Here is a 16,994-nt window from a genome sequence, read left to right as displayed (position 1 = left end):
CACAGGCATGATCGGGTTCGCCGAACGTCGACGCGTCGCGACCGTCGCCCTGGTCGTCGCCAGCTATGACGAGGCGATTGCCTGGTATGTCGAGCGGCTGGGCTTCCTGCTCATCGAGGATGTCGATCTCGGCGGTGGCAAGCGCTGGGTCACTGTGGCACCGGCCAGCGGCCAAGGCGCCAGGCTGCTTCTGGCCGAAGCTTCCGACGAGGCACAAAGCAAAAGTATCGGCAACCAGACCGGCGGGCGTGTCTTCCTGTTCCTCGAAACCGACGACTTTGCCCGTGACCACGCGGCGATGCTGGAAAAGGGCGTCGAGTTTCGCGAAGCGCCGCGCTTTGAGCCCTATGGCACGGTGGCGGTTTTCGCCGATCTGCATGGCAATCTCTGGGACCTGATCGAGCCGAAACGCTAGGCTTGCGCACGGCTTTTCCCCGATACGACAAAGCCGGCGAAGCCCAGTTGCTTTTTCCCAGCGCTCAGCCTATATCGCCGGTTCTTGAACGCGCCCATCGTCTAGCGGTCAGGACACCGCCCTCTCACGGCGGGAACAGGGGTTCGATTCCCCTTGGGCGTACCAAGCTTGTCTCCACCAATCGCTCGATCCTGGCTACGTTCGTGGCTTCTGGCGCAGTGGGCCCGATTGCATTAGCATCGCGTCATGGGTCCTCGGGCACGGCTCCAGCGGCGCGCAGAACGCCCGGTGTTGGGCGGATCCGGACGGGCAGTCGATGCCTCGGGAGGAAGGCCAATGCAGAAGCTGCAATCGCAGGGCGTCCATCACATCACGCTGGTCGGCGCCGGGCGCCAGACCTCTATCGATTTCTGGGAAGGCGTGCTCGGCATGCCGTTCATCTTCGAACAGCCCAATCTCGACAAGCCGAGGGAAAGCCACCTCTATTTCGATCCTGGCGACGGCCGGCTGGTCACCATCTTCACCGACGAGAGCCGCACACCAGAGAAGCGGCGCACGCCGACCGATCCGGGTTGTGTTCACCACATCGCCTTTTCGGTGTCGCGCGTCACCTTCCTGCAGGCGGTCTCCCGGCTTGACGAGCGCGGCATCAAGCACAGCGGCGTCAAGGATCGCGGTTTCATGGATTCGATCTATTTCGAGGATCCGCTCGGCCTGCTGATCGAGTTGGCGTCCTACCGCTTCGAACCGCCGGCGGGCTTTGCCCATGCCGACGTGCTGATGGAAGCGCACAAGATCCGTGTCGCGCGCGGCGACTACAACATCGCGGAAGTGCATCTCGCCGATGCGATCCAGGCGCTCGTCGAGCGTTCCCGCGCAACCTTGTCGGAGGACCGGGCAGCGAAGAACCCATACTGAACAGACCAGAGGGAGGAATAAGATGGCCAAGACAGCGACGAAGACTGCCGGGGAATCCGCGGCCAAAGCTGCCGCCAAGCCGGCGGCGAAAGCTGCGGCAAAGCCAAAAGCCAAGGCGGCCGTTAGGCCTGCGGTGAAGGCGACGGGAAAAGCCGCGCCCAGGGCCAAGGCCAAGCCGGCCAAGAAGCCGGCGCTGAAGCTCATCATGCTGAAGCCCAGCGTCAACAACATGACCGTGCGGGTGTTTGCGCGCGCGGCCGGTTTCGACCATGCCGAGACGGATGCCTGGGGCCACACCCGTTCGCCGGAGTTCATGGCGCGAAACCCGGCCCATTTGACACCGATGATCGAGGACAAGAGCCTCCCCAGAGGCGTGCTGTGGGAAAGCTGCGCCATCATGCAGTATCTCGCCAACAAGCACGGACTGGAGAAATTCTATCCGAAGGCGCCGGCCAAGCGGGCGATGGTCGACAGCGCCATGTTCTACCTGATCGGCACGCTCTACCCCTATGTGGCGCGCGCCACCTACCCGGCGCTCGGCTTCCCGCATTATGCCGGCGAGGTCGGCCACAGCGACGCGCACCCCGACAGGAAGTCGGAGGCCCAGAAGGCGGCGATGGCCGCGATCGCCGAGCCGCTGGAGGTCTTCCACAGCTTCTTCAGGGACGGCAAGCCGTTCATCGGCGGCAAGCATCCTTCGATCGCCGATATCCGGCTGGCGGCGACGCTCGAATTCCTGGCCGTCGTCGACTATTCCTTGCCCCGATGGGCGAAGGACTATGTGGCGGCGATCGAGAAGACGCTCGGCAAGGCCTATAGCGAGCCGGCCGGCGACGTGCGCGGCTATATCGCGCATGTGAAGTCGCAGGCCAAGGCCTGAGGTTAAGGATGCGTTAACCAAAGCCCTGTCTACTGCGGGGCAATTCGCTTTCGGCCCGCGACCACGGATGTACTGGCGCAGAACGTCGTAGCGATAGGAAAGGTCGGCGCAATGCCGGCCTTTTTGCTTTCGCACGCGGTCTCTTTGTTCAACGCAATTCCCAAGGGAAGCGCCATGCGCTTTCCCCGGGAAAACCGTTTCACACTTTTCCTGGAATTGCTCTATCGCCGGGCGCGATCGAGCAGCGATCAGGCCACGCAAGCCTCGGCCGCTGTCGCTTTTTTGGCGTCAACTTTTGCGGAGAGATATTGTCATCGCCGGCGTTGACCCTACCATCCATTTCGGCAGTCCGGCATGGATTGTCGGTCAGGCGCGAAATGAGGGCTGGCGATGAAAAGCGTTGCGAAGCGGGTTGCGGTTGTGGGTGTGATGCTGGCGAGTGCTGTTCATCCTTCAAATGCGGCTGAACTGAACACAATGAACGATGTCGGGACCGCCATTCAGGCATGCTGGACACCGCCGGCGGATGCCGGAACCGCCAGCGTCACCTTGAGCTTCAGCTTCAAGCGGGACGGCACGCTAATCGGCCCACCGAGGCCGACAGCCATCAAGGTGGAAGGCGGTGCCATGGCGAAGAAATCGTTTGTCGACGCCGCGACAACCGCCCTGCAGAATTGTCTGCCCCTGACCTTCTCAGCGAAGCTGGCGCAAGGGATCGCCGGCAACGTGTTCACATTGCAATTCGCTTCTCCAAAATAGGCGCTGCCGCTCAGTGGTGACTGCGCCTTGCCTCGGCATGCCGGGCAAGATCGGGCGTCTCGAAGACGTAGTCGCTCCAGGCTGATTCAGGAACCTGGCCGGCCAGATAGCATTCCAGCAACAGGCTCTGCTCGGGATTGAGTGGCCTTGGCGCGCGCTGGTCCAGCCCCAGCGAGTGAAACAGGTTTCTTGTCAGGTCCGAGACGGTGAAGTGGATCGACATCTGCAATCTCCCTTTGGTCCTTCAACGCGGAAGGCCCGGCAAAGGTTTCGAACGCCTGGCGATAATGGCGCATTGATCTCGGTCCGTTGCGTTGCAAATCCTCGGCCACGGTCAGGCTTGCGCTTTCTTTCGAGGTTCGTCTCAATCTTGAAATAAAAATGTAATATCGAATTTACATGAGGTAACGTAGTACAATAGACAATAGGTCCTTCAGGTTGAAACTCTTTAGATTATTAGAAATTACTCATGTAGCTGAAGCTTGCTGAAGTCATGGGCTCTAAATTCCAGGTTCTCCGCAAAAAGGACCAAGTTGTCCCGATGATCCGTTTCTGGCCTTCCATGGTGATCGCATTTATTTCACTGGCGGCAGTTTTGTTCGGTACGCTTTCGTCCTACGCGGACAGCTGCGGCGCGATCAGAAGCCAGTTGCTTTCGGCTGGCCGCAGCGGCGGGGCAAGCCCGGAGCTTGCCCCGTTGCGCCGGCAACTTGCAGCCATCCAGACTATCGAGAGACAGCGCCAGTGCACGGCGAAAAGTTCGCTTGGTGGTCTCTTCAACGCCTGCGCCGATCTCGCCAGGAGCCGCTCGGATGTGCAGCGCCGGATCGCTGCCGCCGGGAATTCGGGCCGCGACACAGCGGGCCTGCAGGCGCGCCTCGTCGCGCTTGGCTGTGCGCCTTCAGCAAAGCAACGGCCTGTGCGCGCCGCGCCCAGCACCCAATCGGCGACCACCACGTTCGCCGGCAATGCGATGCTGTTTTGCGTGCGTCTGTCGGACGGGTATTTCTTCCCGGCGCCAAAGTCGCAGTTCGCCGCCAGTGGCGATCTTAAGGAGACGGTCGATCAATGCCGTTACATCTGCGATGACCCCAGCGTCGACCTCTACACGTTGAGCGACGCCAGCCTCGAAACCGACCAGATGACCGCGCTCGACACGCGCAAACCCTATACCGAGCTGCCGGCAGCCTTCAGATATCGCGATGATGCGAATTTCAAGGCATGCGACGTCAAGCGCTACTACCAGCGGGTCACCGAACTGCGAGCCAGGACCGTGACGCCCGCCAACATGCGCAACGCCATTATTCCGCTGCCGACGGCGAAGCCGGATCTCGGCACGGTTGCGGCCGTCGCCGGGATCGATGCCGAAGCCCCAGGTGCGGCCCAGCACCTTTCGATCGAGGCCGGCGAGCGGCCGGTGCGCGTGGTCGGCCCGGCATTTTTCCCGGCCGAATGATCGCCGGTCTTCCCCGATCGGCGATCACCGGTGGCGGCGTGCGTGCTGCGATGCGGTTGCGCGATCCCTCTGGAACAGAGGGGCACTCACGGCGTTGTGATCGACATCAGCCGGGAGGAACGCCGTGGCTACGTTCAGGGAAATGCGGGTGCTGGAGATCGTCGAGGACGACTCGCTGACCACCGAACAGAAAATCGCCGAACTGCGCGAGATCGAATCCGAGGCGCGTGGGTTGCAGCGGGCTGCCTCGGAGGGTCCAATGGACGACGATGACGGTTGGCAGGAAGATCTGCGTCAGGTTCGTCTTGCACTCGACAAGCTCGGAGCGAAGGAGCCGAAAAAAGGCGCTGCTTCCCTGTGAAGGCCGGGTAACCGAGCTATCCGCGGATCGCGTTTTGTTTGATCGAATCCCGCTTTTAGAGACCCGCTCCAATCTAATCACAGACCATGCGAGCTCTCTTGCCGGGCTCGCTGACGTTCCTGCAGGTCAGCGGCTTCGCCGGCGCCGATAGGGACGCCGACGCAGGCAACCTCGTCTGGTGCCGTCTCGGTGCGGCATGGCTGACCTTGCGCTCGGAAAAACGCCGGGGTGGCTGCGGCGCCACCGGAAAAGCGCCGTTTTCGACCTCGGATTGGCCGTAGTCGACATTCGGTGGCGGCCGATCCCAGATGCGCCGGACATCGAGCGGTCTCGGGATGACGACCGTGCCGTCATAACTGCGAGAGCAACCGCCGCCGAAAAGCAGCGCCAGCCCCATGAAAAAAGGCACAATCCGTCCAAGCATCAGCAATACCCCTGCCGTTGCTTATATAGCGGGTTCGACCCTGCCGACAACCGGGCGGATGAAGCAGACCCTGCCGCCCAATCCTGTCTAACCAACCGTTAAGGTTAGCGGATCCTTAATGCTTCTCGGGCACATTCCGCCGACGAACCGCGGAGGAGGGTTCGGCCTTGGTTTTCGGGGTGGGGACGGCATGGCGGAAGCGAACGAAACAATCGGCGCGCGCGGCAAGCGCGAGCCTCGCAGATCCACTGCGCATGGCGATGATGCATCATCGTCCGCCTCTTGCATGGATTCGAACGATGCGCTTCGCCAACTCGTTGAAGCCGGTTCCGACTGGATCTGGGAGACCGACGCCGAACTGCGCTTCTCCTGGCTTTCGCAAAACTACCAGGCAGCCACTGGCACCGATCCGGCAAACGTGCTCGGCCGGTTCCGCTTCGACTTCCTCAACCAGGTCCTTAACGGCGATCGCAGTGGCGCCGCGCATCTGGAGGATCTGCAGGCGCACCGGCCTTTTCGCGACTTCGTCTACGAACTCAAGGGTGGCAACGCCGACTGTCGCTGGGTCTTGACGTCAGGCTTTCCGAAGTTCGACGACGAAGGAAGATTTGCCGGTTATCGCGGCATCGGCCGCAACGTCACGGCACTGGCGGGCGCCTTCAAAGATCCGGGGCCGGGACCATCGGCCTACGGCGAGCCCGACCAGCATCTGGCCGACCTCGAGCGGACCATGGACGCCATGCATATGGGCGTCGTGCTTCTCGATGCCAGGCTCGACACGCTGATCATCAACAAGGCCTATCGCGACCTCTCGAGGATTCCGGACGGCGCTGTTAGCGTCGGCGCTCCGTTCAGCCTGTTGATGGAGCTCAACCGCCGCAGCGGCATCTATGGCGACATCGACGAACAGCAATGGCAGCGCTACCTCGCCACCCGCCTCGACGAGATTCGCGCCGGATCCGTCGCGCCGCGCGAATTTGTCCATGCCAACGGCAGGACGATGATGTTCTCGGTGACGGCGTTGTCCGGGGGCAGGCGGCTGCTGACCTATTATGAGGTTACCGAGATCAAGCAGCGCGATGCGGAGATCAAAAGCGCCAATGCCAAGATCGCAGAGACCTTCGCCAGTCTCCGCACCATGGTCGACCAGATGCCGATCGGTGTCCTCGTCCTCGACGCCAATATGCGCGCGGAGATCATCAACCGTGCTTTCTATGATTTCTGGCAGATCGACGCCCGGCGCGCCGAGATCGGCTGCAGCTTCCGCGATCTGATGGACGCCAGCCGCGACATCGATCCGTTTGGTGCCGACGATGCATCATGGCAGCGGCATGTGGCAGAGCGCGAGGCGGAAATCAGGGCCGGGATCGCCGCCTCGCGGCAGTTCCCGCGCAATGACGGCCGCACCCTGATCTCGTCGATGGCGCCGCTGGCCGGCGGCAAGCGGCTGATCTCCTATGTCGACGTCACCGACATGAAGGACCGGGAGGCCGAACTTGCCGACGCGCTGGAGAAGGCGCGGCTGGCGGAGGCGGTGATCAACGCCGTCAAGGATCCGATCTTCGTCAAGGACGACCATCTGCGCTTCGTCTTCGTCAACGAGGCGTTCGCCGCTCTGTTTGGCCAGACGCCGCAAGCCATGCTCGGCAAGCCCGGCGGCGATTTCCTCCCGGCGAACGCTGTCGCGCTTTTCGAGCAGAGCGAAGGTGAGGTCCTTGCGACCGGGCGGCCGTACGAAGTGGAAGAGAATTTCGAGGTCGATGGCGCCAGCCGATCGCGCATCGTGAGGAAGAGCCGCGTCGGCATGGCCAGCGGCCGCGACTATGTTGCCGGCTTCCTGTTCGACATTTCCGACATGAAGCGCCGCGAGACCGAGGCGCAGGATGCGCGCAAGCATCTCGCCAGCGTTCTGGAATCCTTGCCGGCCGCCGTGATCATCTACGATAGCGACGACAGGTTCGTGTTCGCCAACCGCAAGATCCAGGATACGCTGCCGGCCTTGAAGCCGGCATGGCAGCCCGGCTGCACATTCCGCGAGGCACTCGTTCTGGGCCATGCGAACGGCTATTTCCGCAACAGCGGCGATCCACAAGTCGACCAGCTCTACGACAGCGACCATGACCGCTGGCTGGATGCGATCCTCGCCCGCTACCGCTTGCCCAATTCCTGCTACGAGCGTCATAACCCCGACGGCCGCTGGTACCAGGTCTACGACATGCGGACCGATGATGGCACCTTCATCGGTGTTCGCGTCGACATCTCCGAGATCAAGAGCCGCGAGGCGGCATTGCGCGATTCGATGCGCCAGATCGACCTGTTCCGGCACGTGATGGACGAGTTGCCGGTGGCCGCCTTCATCAAGGCGCAGGACCTGAGCATCGAATTCGTCAACAAGGCCTGGTGCGCGATCACCGGCTTGGCCAAGGAGGATGTCATCGGCCGCACCGACCGGCAGTTGTTCGGTGCGCAGGACGCCGATGGCTACAGCCATGACGACACGCAAGTCGTCGTGACGGGCGCCGTCAAGGAGGTCGAGGAACCCGTCACCCATCGCGACGGTACGGTTCGGCAGTTGATGACGCGCAAGAGCCGCCTGGTGACGCTGGACGGGTCGGTGCATCTGGTCGGTTCGAGCACCGACATCACCGACGTCAAGGCGCGCGAGCGTGCGCTGGAAGAAAGCATGCGCGAGAACGAGGTGTTCCGCAGCCTGATCGACAACGTGCCGGTATCGATCTACGCCAAGCGCTCCGATCTCCGGCAGTTCTATGTCAACAAGGGCTGGTGCGATCTCACGGGCTTCCGCAAGGAAGAGGCTATCGGCAAGACCGACATCGAGATTTTCGGGCCGGATGGCGAGGCTTTCGTCAATGGCGACCTCGCCGTGCTGCGCACCGGCGAAACCCAGGAGGTCGAAGAGACGGTGACGTTGGCCGACGGCAGCGTCAGGCATCAATTCGCCCGCAAGGGCGCGATGATCGCCTCCGATGGCTCGCTCTATTTGATCGGCTCGACCACCGACATAACCGAGCTGAAGATGCGAGAGGCCGAACTGCGCGAGGCGCGTCAGCGCGCCGTGCTCGCCGACCGCGCCAAGTCGGAATTCCTCGCCAATATGAGCCACGAGATCCGCACGCCGATGAACGGCGTGCTCGGCATGGCCGAACTGCTGGCCAAATCGGACCTCGACCCGAAGCAGAAGACGTTTACCGACATCATCGTGAAATCGGGCAATGCGCTGCTCACCATCATCAACGACATCCTGGACTTCTCCAAGATCGATGCCGGTCAGCTGGTGCTCGATCCGGCGCCCTTCAATCTGGCCGAGGCGATCGAGGACGTGGCGACGCTGGTGTCCACACGGGCCAAGGAGAAGGATCTCGAGCTGATCGTTCGTGTCGAGCCTCGGCTCGAGAGCCTGTTCGTCGGCGATGTCGGCCGTATCAGGCAGATCGTCACCAACCTGCTCGGCAACGCGGTGAAATTCACCGATGAAGGCCATGTGCTGGTCGACGTCACCGGCGAGAGCGTTCCAACCGGAACGAAGCTGACGATCTCGGTCACCGATACCGGTATCGGTATCCCCGAGGAAAAACTGAAACTGGTGTTCGAGAAATTCAGCCAGGTCGACACCTCTTCGACGAGGCGACACGAGGGGACCGGTCTCGGCCTCGCCATCACCTCGCGGCTCGTCGAGCTGATGGGCGGCGATATCGGGGTCGAAAGTGCGGAAGGCAAGGGCTCGACTTTCTGGTTCTCGGTGACGCTGCCGAGGGCCGGACAGCAGAACGGACAGCGCATCATGCCGATCGACGTGACCGGTGCGCGTGTGCTGATCGTCGACGACAATGCCGTCAATCGGGCCATCCTGACCGAACAGATGACATCGTGGACGTTCGATTCCTGCGCGGCCGAAAGCGGCGCCGAAGGCCTCAAGGTGCTGATCGCCGCCGCGGCCTATGGCGTGCCGGTCGACTGCGTCGTGCTCGACTACCAGATGCCTGAAATGAGCGGCGCCGAAATGGCGCGGATCGTGCGCAACACCGCCGGTCTTGCCGGCACGCCGATCATCATGCTGACCTCGGTCGACCAGTCGCTCGCCAACACCAGCTATCGCGATCTCGGCATCGATGCCCAGCTGATCAAGCCGGCGCGCTCTTCGGTGCTGCTGGAAACGCTGGTCGCCACCATCCAGCGGCATCGCCACAATACTGGCGACACGCAGCCGCTCGCGGCCGACGCCACTCCAGGCAATGTTGCGCGGCCGCAGCCCTCGGCACCGTCCGAACAGCGGGCGCTGCTGCAGCCGCCTTCGATTCGCCCCCGGCCACCGGTGGCGGCTGGCGGCGACAGGCTGGATATCCTGGTGGCCGAGGACAATGAGGTGAACCAGATGGTGTTCACCCAGATCCTCGGCGAGACCGGTTATGGTTTCGAGATCGTCGGCAATGGCCGCAAGGCGCTCGACGCCTTTGGCCGGCTCAACCCGTGCATGATCCTGATGGATGTCTCCATGCCGGAGATGAACGGTCTCGAAGCAACCGCCGCCATTCGCCGGCTGGAGGAAGAAACCGGCACGCATGTGCCGATCGTCGGCGTCACCGCGCATGCGCTGAAGGGCGACCGCGAGCGCTGCCTGGAGGCAGGCATGGACGACTATCTGCCCAAGCCGATCAGTCCCCGGGCGTTGCTCGAGAAGGTCGAGCGCTGGGTCGGCGCCAGCCGGCAGGCGCAGCGCAACGCCGGATAAGGCCGGCTCTGCCCGAGTGCCGGGAATACGGCGAAGATTCGCGCCCCTGTCAGCGGCCAAGACTATGGTGCGATCGCACCATATGAAAGGCGGCATCCAGCCGAGACAATGGCGACATACGAATTCCGCTCTTCCCAGTTACGGGCGGGAGCAGCGACCGCCGGCATGAGACAGCGTCAACCTACCCCAACGGACCTGTTTTCGGCGATGGCCCGGCCACGACACCGTCTGGCTGAGAGCAACGCGCTCCCGTCCGGCTTTTCTTCATAAAGGCCGGCTGATCTCCAAATCGCCGGCCAGCCTCGACCGAATCGAGCAAGTCCCTGATTCCGGTGACAAAGCCGGGCTGCGTCGGGAGTGCCGGCCAGGCGGCATTCTGCTCATCCCGATGACGCGTTACCGGGGTGACATCAAACTGTCATGCGACTGTTATAATCGAAGGCTATTGGCCTCAGCGGGTGCCGACTGACGAGCGCCGAGAGACCATCTTCCGAACAGGAGCAGGCCACATGAAGAAATTCCTCTATACGGCGTCGGCCGCTGCGCTTGCGCTCGCCGCGACGTCCGGCTTCGCCGCCGCGCGCGACCAGATCCAGGTCGCCGGGTCATCGACCGTGCTACCTTATGCCAAGATCGTCGCCGAGCAGTTCGGCGAAACATTCACCAACTTCAAGACCCCGGTCGTCGAATCCGGCGGCAGCGGCGCCGGCATCAAGGAATTCTGCAAGGGCGTCGGCGAAGACACGATCGACATCGCCAACTCGTCGCGTCCGATCAAGGCGGACGAACTCAAGTCCTGTGCCGACGCCGGCGTGAAGGAAGTCCAGGAAGTCCGGATCGGCTATGACGGCATCGTCTTCGCCACCGACATCAAGGGCCCGGACTGGGCGCTGGTTCCCGCCGACATCTACAAGGCGCTGGCGGCCAAGCTGGTCGTCGACGGCAAGCTGGTGGACAATCCGAACACCAAGTGGAGCCAGGTCAATCCGAAGCTGCCCGACTGGGACATCGCCGCCTACATTCCGGGCGAAAAGCACGGCACGCGCGAAGTGTTCGAGACCAAGCTTCTCGATGCCGGCTGCGACAAGGCTGCTCTCAAGGCTGCCGGCATTGCCGACGACAAGGAAATCGGCAAAACCTGCATCGCCATCCGCAAGGACGGCAAGGCCGTCGACATCGATGGCGACTATACCGAGACGCTCGCCCGCATCGACTCCAACAAGACCGGCGTCGGCGTGTTCGGCCTCGCCTTCTATGAGAACAATGCCGACAAGCTGAAGGTCGCCACCGTGGAAGGCATCGTGCCTTCGACCGAGACGATCGCCAGCGGCAAGTATCCCGTCTCGCGCCCGCTGTTCTTCTACGTCAAGAAGGCGCATCTGGGCGTCGTTCCCGGCCTCAAGGAATATGTCGAGTTCTTCCTTGACGACCAGATGGTTGGCCCGGAAAGCCCGCTCGCCGAATACGGCCTCGTTGCTGCTCCGGATGCCGAGCGTCAGGCCCAGCGTGACGCTTTCGCCGCCGGAAAGTCGATGTAATCAGCTGCCGAACCGGGGTGCGGGCCAATCCCGCGCCCCGGTTTCATCGCAGGCCGCAACGGCGGCTGCGTAAGAATTTCTCTTGGGGTGGGTCCATGTCCTTGCTCGTACTGGCCATCGTCGTTGCCGTCGGCCTGGTTGCCTTTTTCATCGGCCGGCAACGTGCCGCGGCCCAGGACAATGGCAAGGTCAAGCCGCATTCGCGCGCCCACTATCATGGCTGGTGGGCCTTCCTGCTCGCCGTTCTGCCTGCTCTTTTGCTGCTTGCCGTCTGGACCGTCGGGTCTTCCATCTATCTGGACCGACACATTCACGCTGCCTTGCCCGAGCGCACCGTCGACAGCAAGGTTGCCAGTGAGGCACTGGACGTCAGCCTGGTAAAGAGCCTCGCCAGGGGCCTGCGCAAACTCGATGCGGGCACACTGGCCGCAATGCCTGCCAGCTTTGCCGAGCTGCAGCCGCTGCTCGCCGCCAAGGGTGTGGCACTGGCGAGCGACACGCAGGATTACATGATCCCGATCGCCGTCGAGGCGAACAAGGTCCAGGACCGGCTCGGCCTGTTCGGCGCCATTGTCATTCTCGTTTCCTCGATCGCCGGCGCCTTCTATGCGCTCAGGCAGATCGAGCCGCGCGCCAGGGCACGCAACAATGTCGAGAGGCTGATGCTGTGGGGGCTGCTTGCCGCCTCCACCATCGCTATCCTGACCACCATCGGCATCGTGCTTTCGATGCTGTTCCAGACGATCACCTTCTTCGAAAGCGTCTCGCCGATGAGGTTCTTCTTCGGCACCGTCTGGGATCCGCGTTTTTCCGCTGCCGGTTCGGGCGGCAGCCAGGGCCAGTTCGGCCTGATCCCGCTTCTTGCGGGCACGCTCTACATCGCCGCCGTCGCACTGCTGGTTGCGGTGCCGGTGGGGCTGATGTCGGCTGTCTACATGGCCGAATATGCAACGCCCAGGGTGCGCTCGGTGGTCAAGCCGGCGCTTGAACTGCTGGCCGGCATACCGACCATCGTCTATGGCATCTTCGCCGTCGTCACGCTTGGGCCATTCCTGCGCGATCTGTCCGCGGCACTGACCGGCGGTTCGCCCTTCATCCAGGGCCAGAGCATCTTCACCGCCGGCCTGGTCATGGGCGTCATGCTGATCCCGGTCGTGTCCTCTCTTTCGGACGACATCATAACCGCGGTGCCGCGCGCCATGCGCGACGGGTCGCTTGGCCTCGGCGCGACCCGCTCCGAGACGATCAAGCGGGTGATCCTGCCGGCTGCACTGCCCGGCATCGTCGGCGCCATCCTGCTGACTGCCTCGCGCGCCATCGGCGAAACGATGATTGTCGTGCTGGCGGCGGGCGTCGCCGCTAACCTCACCATCAACCCGTTCGAGGCGATGACGACCATCACCGTCAAGATCGTCAACCAGCTCACCGGCGACCTCGAGTTCAATTCGCCGCAGACGCTGGTCGCCTTCGCGCTCGGCCTGACGCTGTTCGCGCTGACGTTGGTGATGAACATCGTCGCGCTCTACATCGTGCGCAAATATCGGGAGCAGTACGAATGACCGACATTTCCATGGATACGATGGTCAGGGCGGCGGCCCATCCGCGCCGCGACATCGGCCTGAAGGCCCGTTACGCTGCCGAGCGCCGATTCCGCATCTATGGCGTCGTGGCGATTTCCGTAGGCCTGGCGTTCCTGGCAATCATGCTGATCACCATCGTCTCGAAAGGCTACACCGCCTTCTGGCAGACGACGGTATCACTGCCGATCTCGTTCGACGAGAAGGTGATCGATCCTTCCGGCAAGCGCGCAACCGATCCGAGCGTTCTGATCAAGGCGAATTATCCCAAGCTCGCCGAAAACGCGCTGGTGGCCAAGCTCGGCATCAATCCCGACGACAAGCCGGCGATCAAGCAGCTCAAGGGCTTCCTGTCGGAAGGCGCCCGCGTCCAGTTGCGCGACATCGTTGCCGCCGATCCGTCCGTGATCGGCACGACGCGCGACGTCAACATCCTCGCCGCCGCCAATCTCGACTCGGCTTTCAAGGGTCAGATCGACCTCAGCGTCGAGGAAGCGCGACGCAAGGTCTCGGACCAGCAGATCACCTGGATGAACAAGCTCAAGGCCGAGGGCGCGATGGCCGAGCACTTCAACAGCGGCCTGTTCACCTACGGCGCCTCCAGCCGCCCGGAAACCTCGGGCATGGGCGTGGCGATCATCGGCTCGTTCTATATGATGGTGATCGTGTTGCTCCTGGCGCTGCCGATCGGCGTCGCCGCCTCCATCTATCTGGAGGAGTTCGCCAAGAAGAACCGTTTCACCGACCTTATCGAGGTCAACATCAACAATCTGGCCGCGGTGCCGTCAATCGTCTTCGGCTTGCTCGGCCTCGCGGTGTTCATCAATTTCCTGGGCATGCCGCGCTCCGCCGCTTTCGTCGGCGGCCTGGTGCTGACACTGATGACGCTGCCGACGATCATCATCGCCACGCGCGCCGCACTTGCCGCGGTGCCGCCGTCGATCCGCTCGGCGGCTCTCGGTCTTGGCGCCTCCAAGATGCAGATGGTGTTCCAGCACATCCTGCCGCTTGCCGCGCCCGGCATCCTCACCGGCACCATCATCGGTCTGGCGCGTGCGCTCGGCGAAACCGCGCCTCTGCTGCTGATCGGCATGGTCGCCTTCGTCGCCGATCCACCGACGACGCCTTTCGATCCGGCCACCGCGCTGCCGGTGCAGATCTATATGTGGGCGAACGAGGCCGAACGCGCCTTCGTCGAGCGCATGTCGGGCGCCATCATCATCCTGCTCGTCTTCCTCATGGCCATGAACATCACCGCGATCGTGCTTCGGCGTCGGTTCGAGCGGCGCTGGTAGAAAAAAGGCATCTTGGTATGAACATCATGACCGAACAGTCCCTTGAAAACGCAGTGGGCGACAAGATGAAGTCGAACGAAGTAATCAAAATGCGCGGCGACAAGGTCGGCGTGTTCTATGGCGAGAAGCAGGCGCTGTTCGACGTCGATCTCGACGTCCGCCTGAACCAGGTGACGGCGCTGATCGGCCCCTCCGGCTGCGGCAAGTCCACCTTCCTGCGCTGCCTCAACCGCATGAACGACACCATCGATTCAGCACGGGTAACCGGCAAGATAACGCTCGACGAAGAAGACATCTACGACAAGAACATCGATGTCGTCGAACTCAGGGCGCGCGTCGGCATGGTGTTCCAGAAACCCAATCCGTTCCCCAAATCGATCTACGAGAACGTTGCCTATGGTCCGCGCATCCACGGATTGGCCAAGCGCAAGGCCGACATGGATCAGATCGTAGAGTCGAGCCTGAAGAAGGCGGCGATCTGGAACGAGGTCAAGGACCGTTTGCAAGAACCTGGCACGGGTCTTTCCGGTGGCCAGCAGCAGCGTCTGTGCATTGCACGCGCCATCGCCGTGTCACCCGAGGTGATCCTGATGGACGAACCGTGTTCGGCGCTCGACCCGATCGCCACTGCTCGCGTCGAGGAACTGATCGACGAACTGCGTCAGAACTATACCATCGTCATCGTCACCCATTCGATGCAGCAGGCAGCACGCGTGTCGCAGCGCACCGCGATGTTCCATCTAGGCTATCTGGTCGAGGAGGGCGCCACCGACAAGATGTTCACCACCCCCGACGACAAACGCACCCAGGACTACATCACCGGCCGGTTCGGCTGAGCTCAGGCATACGAGGGACGAAGATCATGGGTGAACATACCGTCGCATCTTTCGATGAGGATCTGGAGCAGATCAGCCAGCTGATCCGCGACATGGGCGATCTCGCCTGCTCGATGGTCAGTGGCTCGACCAGGGCTTTGCTCAATTCGGACAATGCGCTGGCGCAGCGCGTGGTTTCCGATGATGCCATCATGGATGCACGCCAGCGCGAGCTGGACGATCGCGCCATCACGCTGATCGCCAAGCGCCAGCCAATGGCCAACGATCTGCGTGCGGTGGTCGGTTCGATCCGCATGGCCGGCGACCTTGAGCGCATCGGCGACCTTGCCAAGAACATCGCCAAGCGCGTCGGCACTGTCGGGCTGAGTGTCACGCCGCACGACCTTTCGCATTCGATCGACGCGATGGCGCAACTGGTGCTGATCCAGGTGCAGGGGGTCGTGGACGAGTATGCCGCCGCCGACCCGGCAGCGCTTGCCACGCTCAGAAACAATGACGAACGCATCGACGTCAAATACACCTCGGTGTTCCGTGAGCTGCTGACCTACATGATGGAAGATCCCCGCAACATCACGGCGTGCACGCACTTGTTGTTCTGCGCCAAGAACCTCGAGCGGATCGGCGATCACGTGACCAACATCGCCGAAAATGCCTATTATGTTTTGACCGGCACGCAGTTGCCAGCCAATCGTCCGAAGCAGGACGAGACGGCAATGTCCGCGCCAGCGGCATAACAGGGGTGACCAGCCGATGATCGCACCACGCATCATGGTGGTGGAGGATGAGGAGCCGCTAGGCGTGCTGCTCCGCTACAATCTTGAATCCGAAGGTTACCAGGTCGAGGTGGTGACGCGCGGCGACGAGGCCGAAATCCGGCTGCAGGAGAACGTTCCCGATCTTCTGGTGCTCGACTGGATGGTGCCTGCGGTTTCCGGTATCGAACTCTGCCGGCGCCTGCGAATGCGTCCCGAGACCGAGCGGCTGCCGATCATCATGCTGACCGCGCGAGGCGAGGAAAGCGACCGCGTGCGCGGCCTGTCGACCGGTGCCGACGACTATCTGGTCAAGCCCTTCTCGACGCCGGAGTTCATGGCCAGGGTCAAGGCGCTGCTGCGCCGGGCCAAGCCGGAAGTGCTGTCCAGCGTGCTAAAGGTCGGCGACATCGTGCTCGATCGCGAGTCGCACCGGGTCTATCGCAAGAAGAGCGAGATCCGGCTCGGGCCGACCGAGTTCCGCCTGCTCGAATTCATGATGCGCCATCCAGGCCGCGTGTTCTCGCGCAGCCAGTTGCTCGACAATGTCTGGGGCGAAACGATCTACATTGACGAGCGCACGGTCGACGTACATGTCGGGCGGCTGCGCAAGGCGGTCAACAACGGCCGCATGCCTGATGTCATCCGCACGATCCGTGGGGCGGGCTACGCGATCAGGGAAGACTAGGTGGCTGTTCCGTCCCGATAGATCGGGAAAACTCGATTAGCACGCGGTCGCCAACAGCCGGTGGAATGTTGCACTCGTCTCATCGATGGGGAGCGAGCACGTGACGACAGGAGCGGTCATCCTCATCAGGTTTCGAATGACTGCATTTGGACCAAAGCGACAGGCAGCTTCTCGCGTTCCTCGATCTCCCAAACTCTCTATTGGGCCCCGGCTGGCCGCAGGAACCACGGCGAATTACTTGGTACGTCGCCATCTTGCCCGCAGGCTCCGACCAGAAAGCCACGCAAGAATGACTTTGAGTTAATTTAGATATACGTTCGTCGGATGACGCGTATTCTGCAGAAA

The 16,994-nt window shown here is 62.4% G+C and carries 15 protein-coding genes and 1 tRNA gene; 14 read left to right on the top strand and 2 right to left on the bottom strand.

Annotation, left to right across the window (positions count from 1 at the left end):
- Positions 1 to 7: 7 nt before the first annotated feature.
- The 5 genes from NKI69_RS20470 (at position 8) to NKI69_RS20450 (ending at position 2,972) form a co-directional block, all read left to right on the top strand.
- Positions 8 to 415, top strand: coding sequence for a VOC family protein (locus NKI69_RS20470; RefSeq protein ID WP_352677400.1), 408 nt, complete (start codon positions 8 to 10; stop codon positions 413 to 415).
- A 90-nt stretch (positions 416 to 505) separates the two neighbouring features.
- Positions 506 to 580 (top strand) — tRNA-Glu (locus NKI69_RS20465).
- A gap of 171 nt (positions 581 to 751) precedes the next feature.
- Entirely contained in the window at positions 752 to 1,333 is a 582-nt protein-coding gene (locus NKI69_RS20460; protein WP_352677401.1) for a VOC family protein, read from the top strand.
- A 22-nt stretch (positions 1,334 to 1,355) separates the two neighbouring features.
- The gene (locus NKI69_RS20455; RefSeq protein WP_352722439.1) at positions 1,356 to 2,213 is read left to right on the top strand and encodes a glutathione S-transferase family protein; all 858 of its coding nucleotides are present in this window, start codon (positions 1,356 to 1,358) and stop codon (positions 2,211 to 2,213) included.
- Positions 2,214 to 2,603: 390 nt separating this feature from the next.
- Positions 2,604 to 2,972: a UCP034077 family protein gene (locus NKI69_RS20450; RefSeq protein ID WP_128305017.1), complete on the top strand. Its 369-nt coding sequence runs from the start codon at positions 2,604 to 2,606 to the stop codon at positions 2,970 to 2,972.
- 10 nt (positions 2,973 to 2,982) lie between these two features.
- Here NKI69_RS20450 and NKI69_RS20445 read toward each other — a convergent pair whose 3' ends face one another.
- Positions 2,983 to 3,195 (bottom strand): hypothetical protein, encoded by a 213-nt coding sequence (locus NKI69_RS20445; RefSeq protein ID WP_023810978.1) that lies wholly within the window; start codon positions 3,193 to 3,195, stop codon positions 2,983 to 2,985.
- Between the two features lie 318 nt (positions 3,196 to 3,513).
- Between NKI69_RS20445 and NKI69_RS20440 the strand changes: the two genes are divergently transcribed.
- Entirely contained in the window at positions 3,514 to 4,428 is a 915-nt protein-coding gene (locus NKI69_RS20440) for a DUF2865 domain-containing protein (RefSeq protein ID WP_128305018.1), read from the top strand.
- Positions 4,429 to 4,552: 124 nt separating this feature from the next.
- Positions 4,553 to 4,789, top strand: coding sequence for a hypothetical protein (locus NKI69_RS20435; protein ID WP_013529265.1), 237 nt, complete (start codon positions 4,553 to 4,555; stop codon positions 4,787 to 4,789).
- Between the two features lie 73 nt (positions 4,790 to 4,862).
- Here the strand turns inward: NKI69_RS20435 and NKI69_RS20430 are convergent, their stop codons facing one another.
- Positions 4,863 to 5,213, bottom strand: a complete 351-nt coding sequence (locus NKI69_RS20430) for a hypothetical protein (RefSeq protein WP_027037074.1) — start codon at positions 5,211 to 5,213, stop codon at positions 4,863 to 4,865.
- A gap of 190 nt (positions 5,214 to 5,403) precedes the next feature.
- On the opposite strand from NKI69_RS20430, the gene NKI69_RS20425 reads away from it, so the two are divergent.
- The 7 genes from NKI69_RS20425 to phoB all read left to right on the top strand — a co-directional run bounded on the left by NKI69_RS20425 (position 5,404) and on the right by phoB (position 16,649).
- A complete protein-coding gene (locus NKI69_RS20425; RefSeq protein WP_352722438.1) occupies positions 5,404 to 9,963 on the top strand; it encodes a PAS domain-containing protein in 4,560 nt (1,519 codons plus the stop codon).
- 509 nt (positions 9,964 to 10,472) lie between these two features.
- Positions 10,473 to 11,501, top strand: a complete 1,029-nt coding sequence (locus tag NKI69_RS20420; protein WP_023810982.1) for a PstS family phosphate ABC transporter substrate-binding protein — start codon at positions 10,473 to 10,475, stop codon at positions 11,499 to 11,501.
- A gap of 95 nt (positions 11,502 to 11,596) precedes the next feature.
- Complete coding sequence (gene pstC, locus NKI69_RS20415) at positions 11,597 to 13,060, top strand: phosphate ABC transporter permease subunit PstC (protein WP_352722437.1); 1,464 nt, start codon at positions 11,597 to 11,599, stop codon at positions 13,058 to 13,060.
- Entirely contained in the window at positions 13,057 to 14,373 is a 1,317-nt protein-coding gene (gene pstA, locus NKI69_RS20410; RefSeq protein WP_023810984.1) for a phosphate ABC transporter permease PstA, read from the top strand. The genes pstC and pstA overlap by 4 nt, the downstream gene beginning before the upstream one ends.
- Before the next feature lie 17 nt (positions 14,374 to 14,390).
- A complete protein-coding gene (gene pstB / locus NKI69_RS20405) occupies positions 14,391 to 15,209 on the top strand; it encodes a phosphate ABC transporter ATP-binding protein PstB (RefSeq protein WP_013529271.1) in 819 nt (272 codons plus the stop codon).
- A 26-nt stretch (positions 15,210 to 15,235) separates the two neighbouring features.
- Positions 15,236 to 15,943, top strand: coding sequence for a phosphate signaling complex protein PhoU (phoU, locus tag NKI69_RS20400; protein WP_023810985.1), 708 nt, complete (start codon positions 15,236 to 15,238; stop codon positions 15,941 to 15,943).
- Positions 15,944 to 15,959: 16 nt separating this feature from the next.
- A complete protein-coding gene (phoB, locus tag NKI69_RS20395; RefSeq protein ID WP_010911896.1) occupies positions 15,960 to 16,649 on the top strand; it encodes a phosphate regulon transcriptional regulator PhoB in 690 nt (229 codons plus the stop codon).
- Positions 16,650 to 16,994: the final 345 nt, after the last annotated feature.

The sequence above is a fragment of the Mesorhizobium sp. M0491 genome, assembly GCF_040321265.1.
In the GTDB taxonomy this organism is placed as follows: Bacteria; Pseudomonadota; Alphaproteobacteria; order Rhizobiales; family Rhizobiaceae; genus Mesorhizobium.
This window is presented reverse-complemented; position numbering and strand designations above follow the sequence as displayed.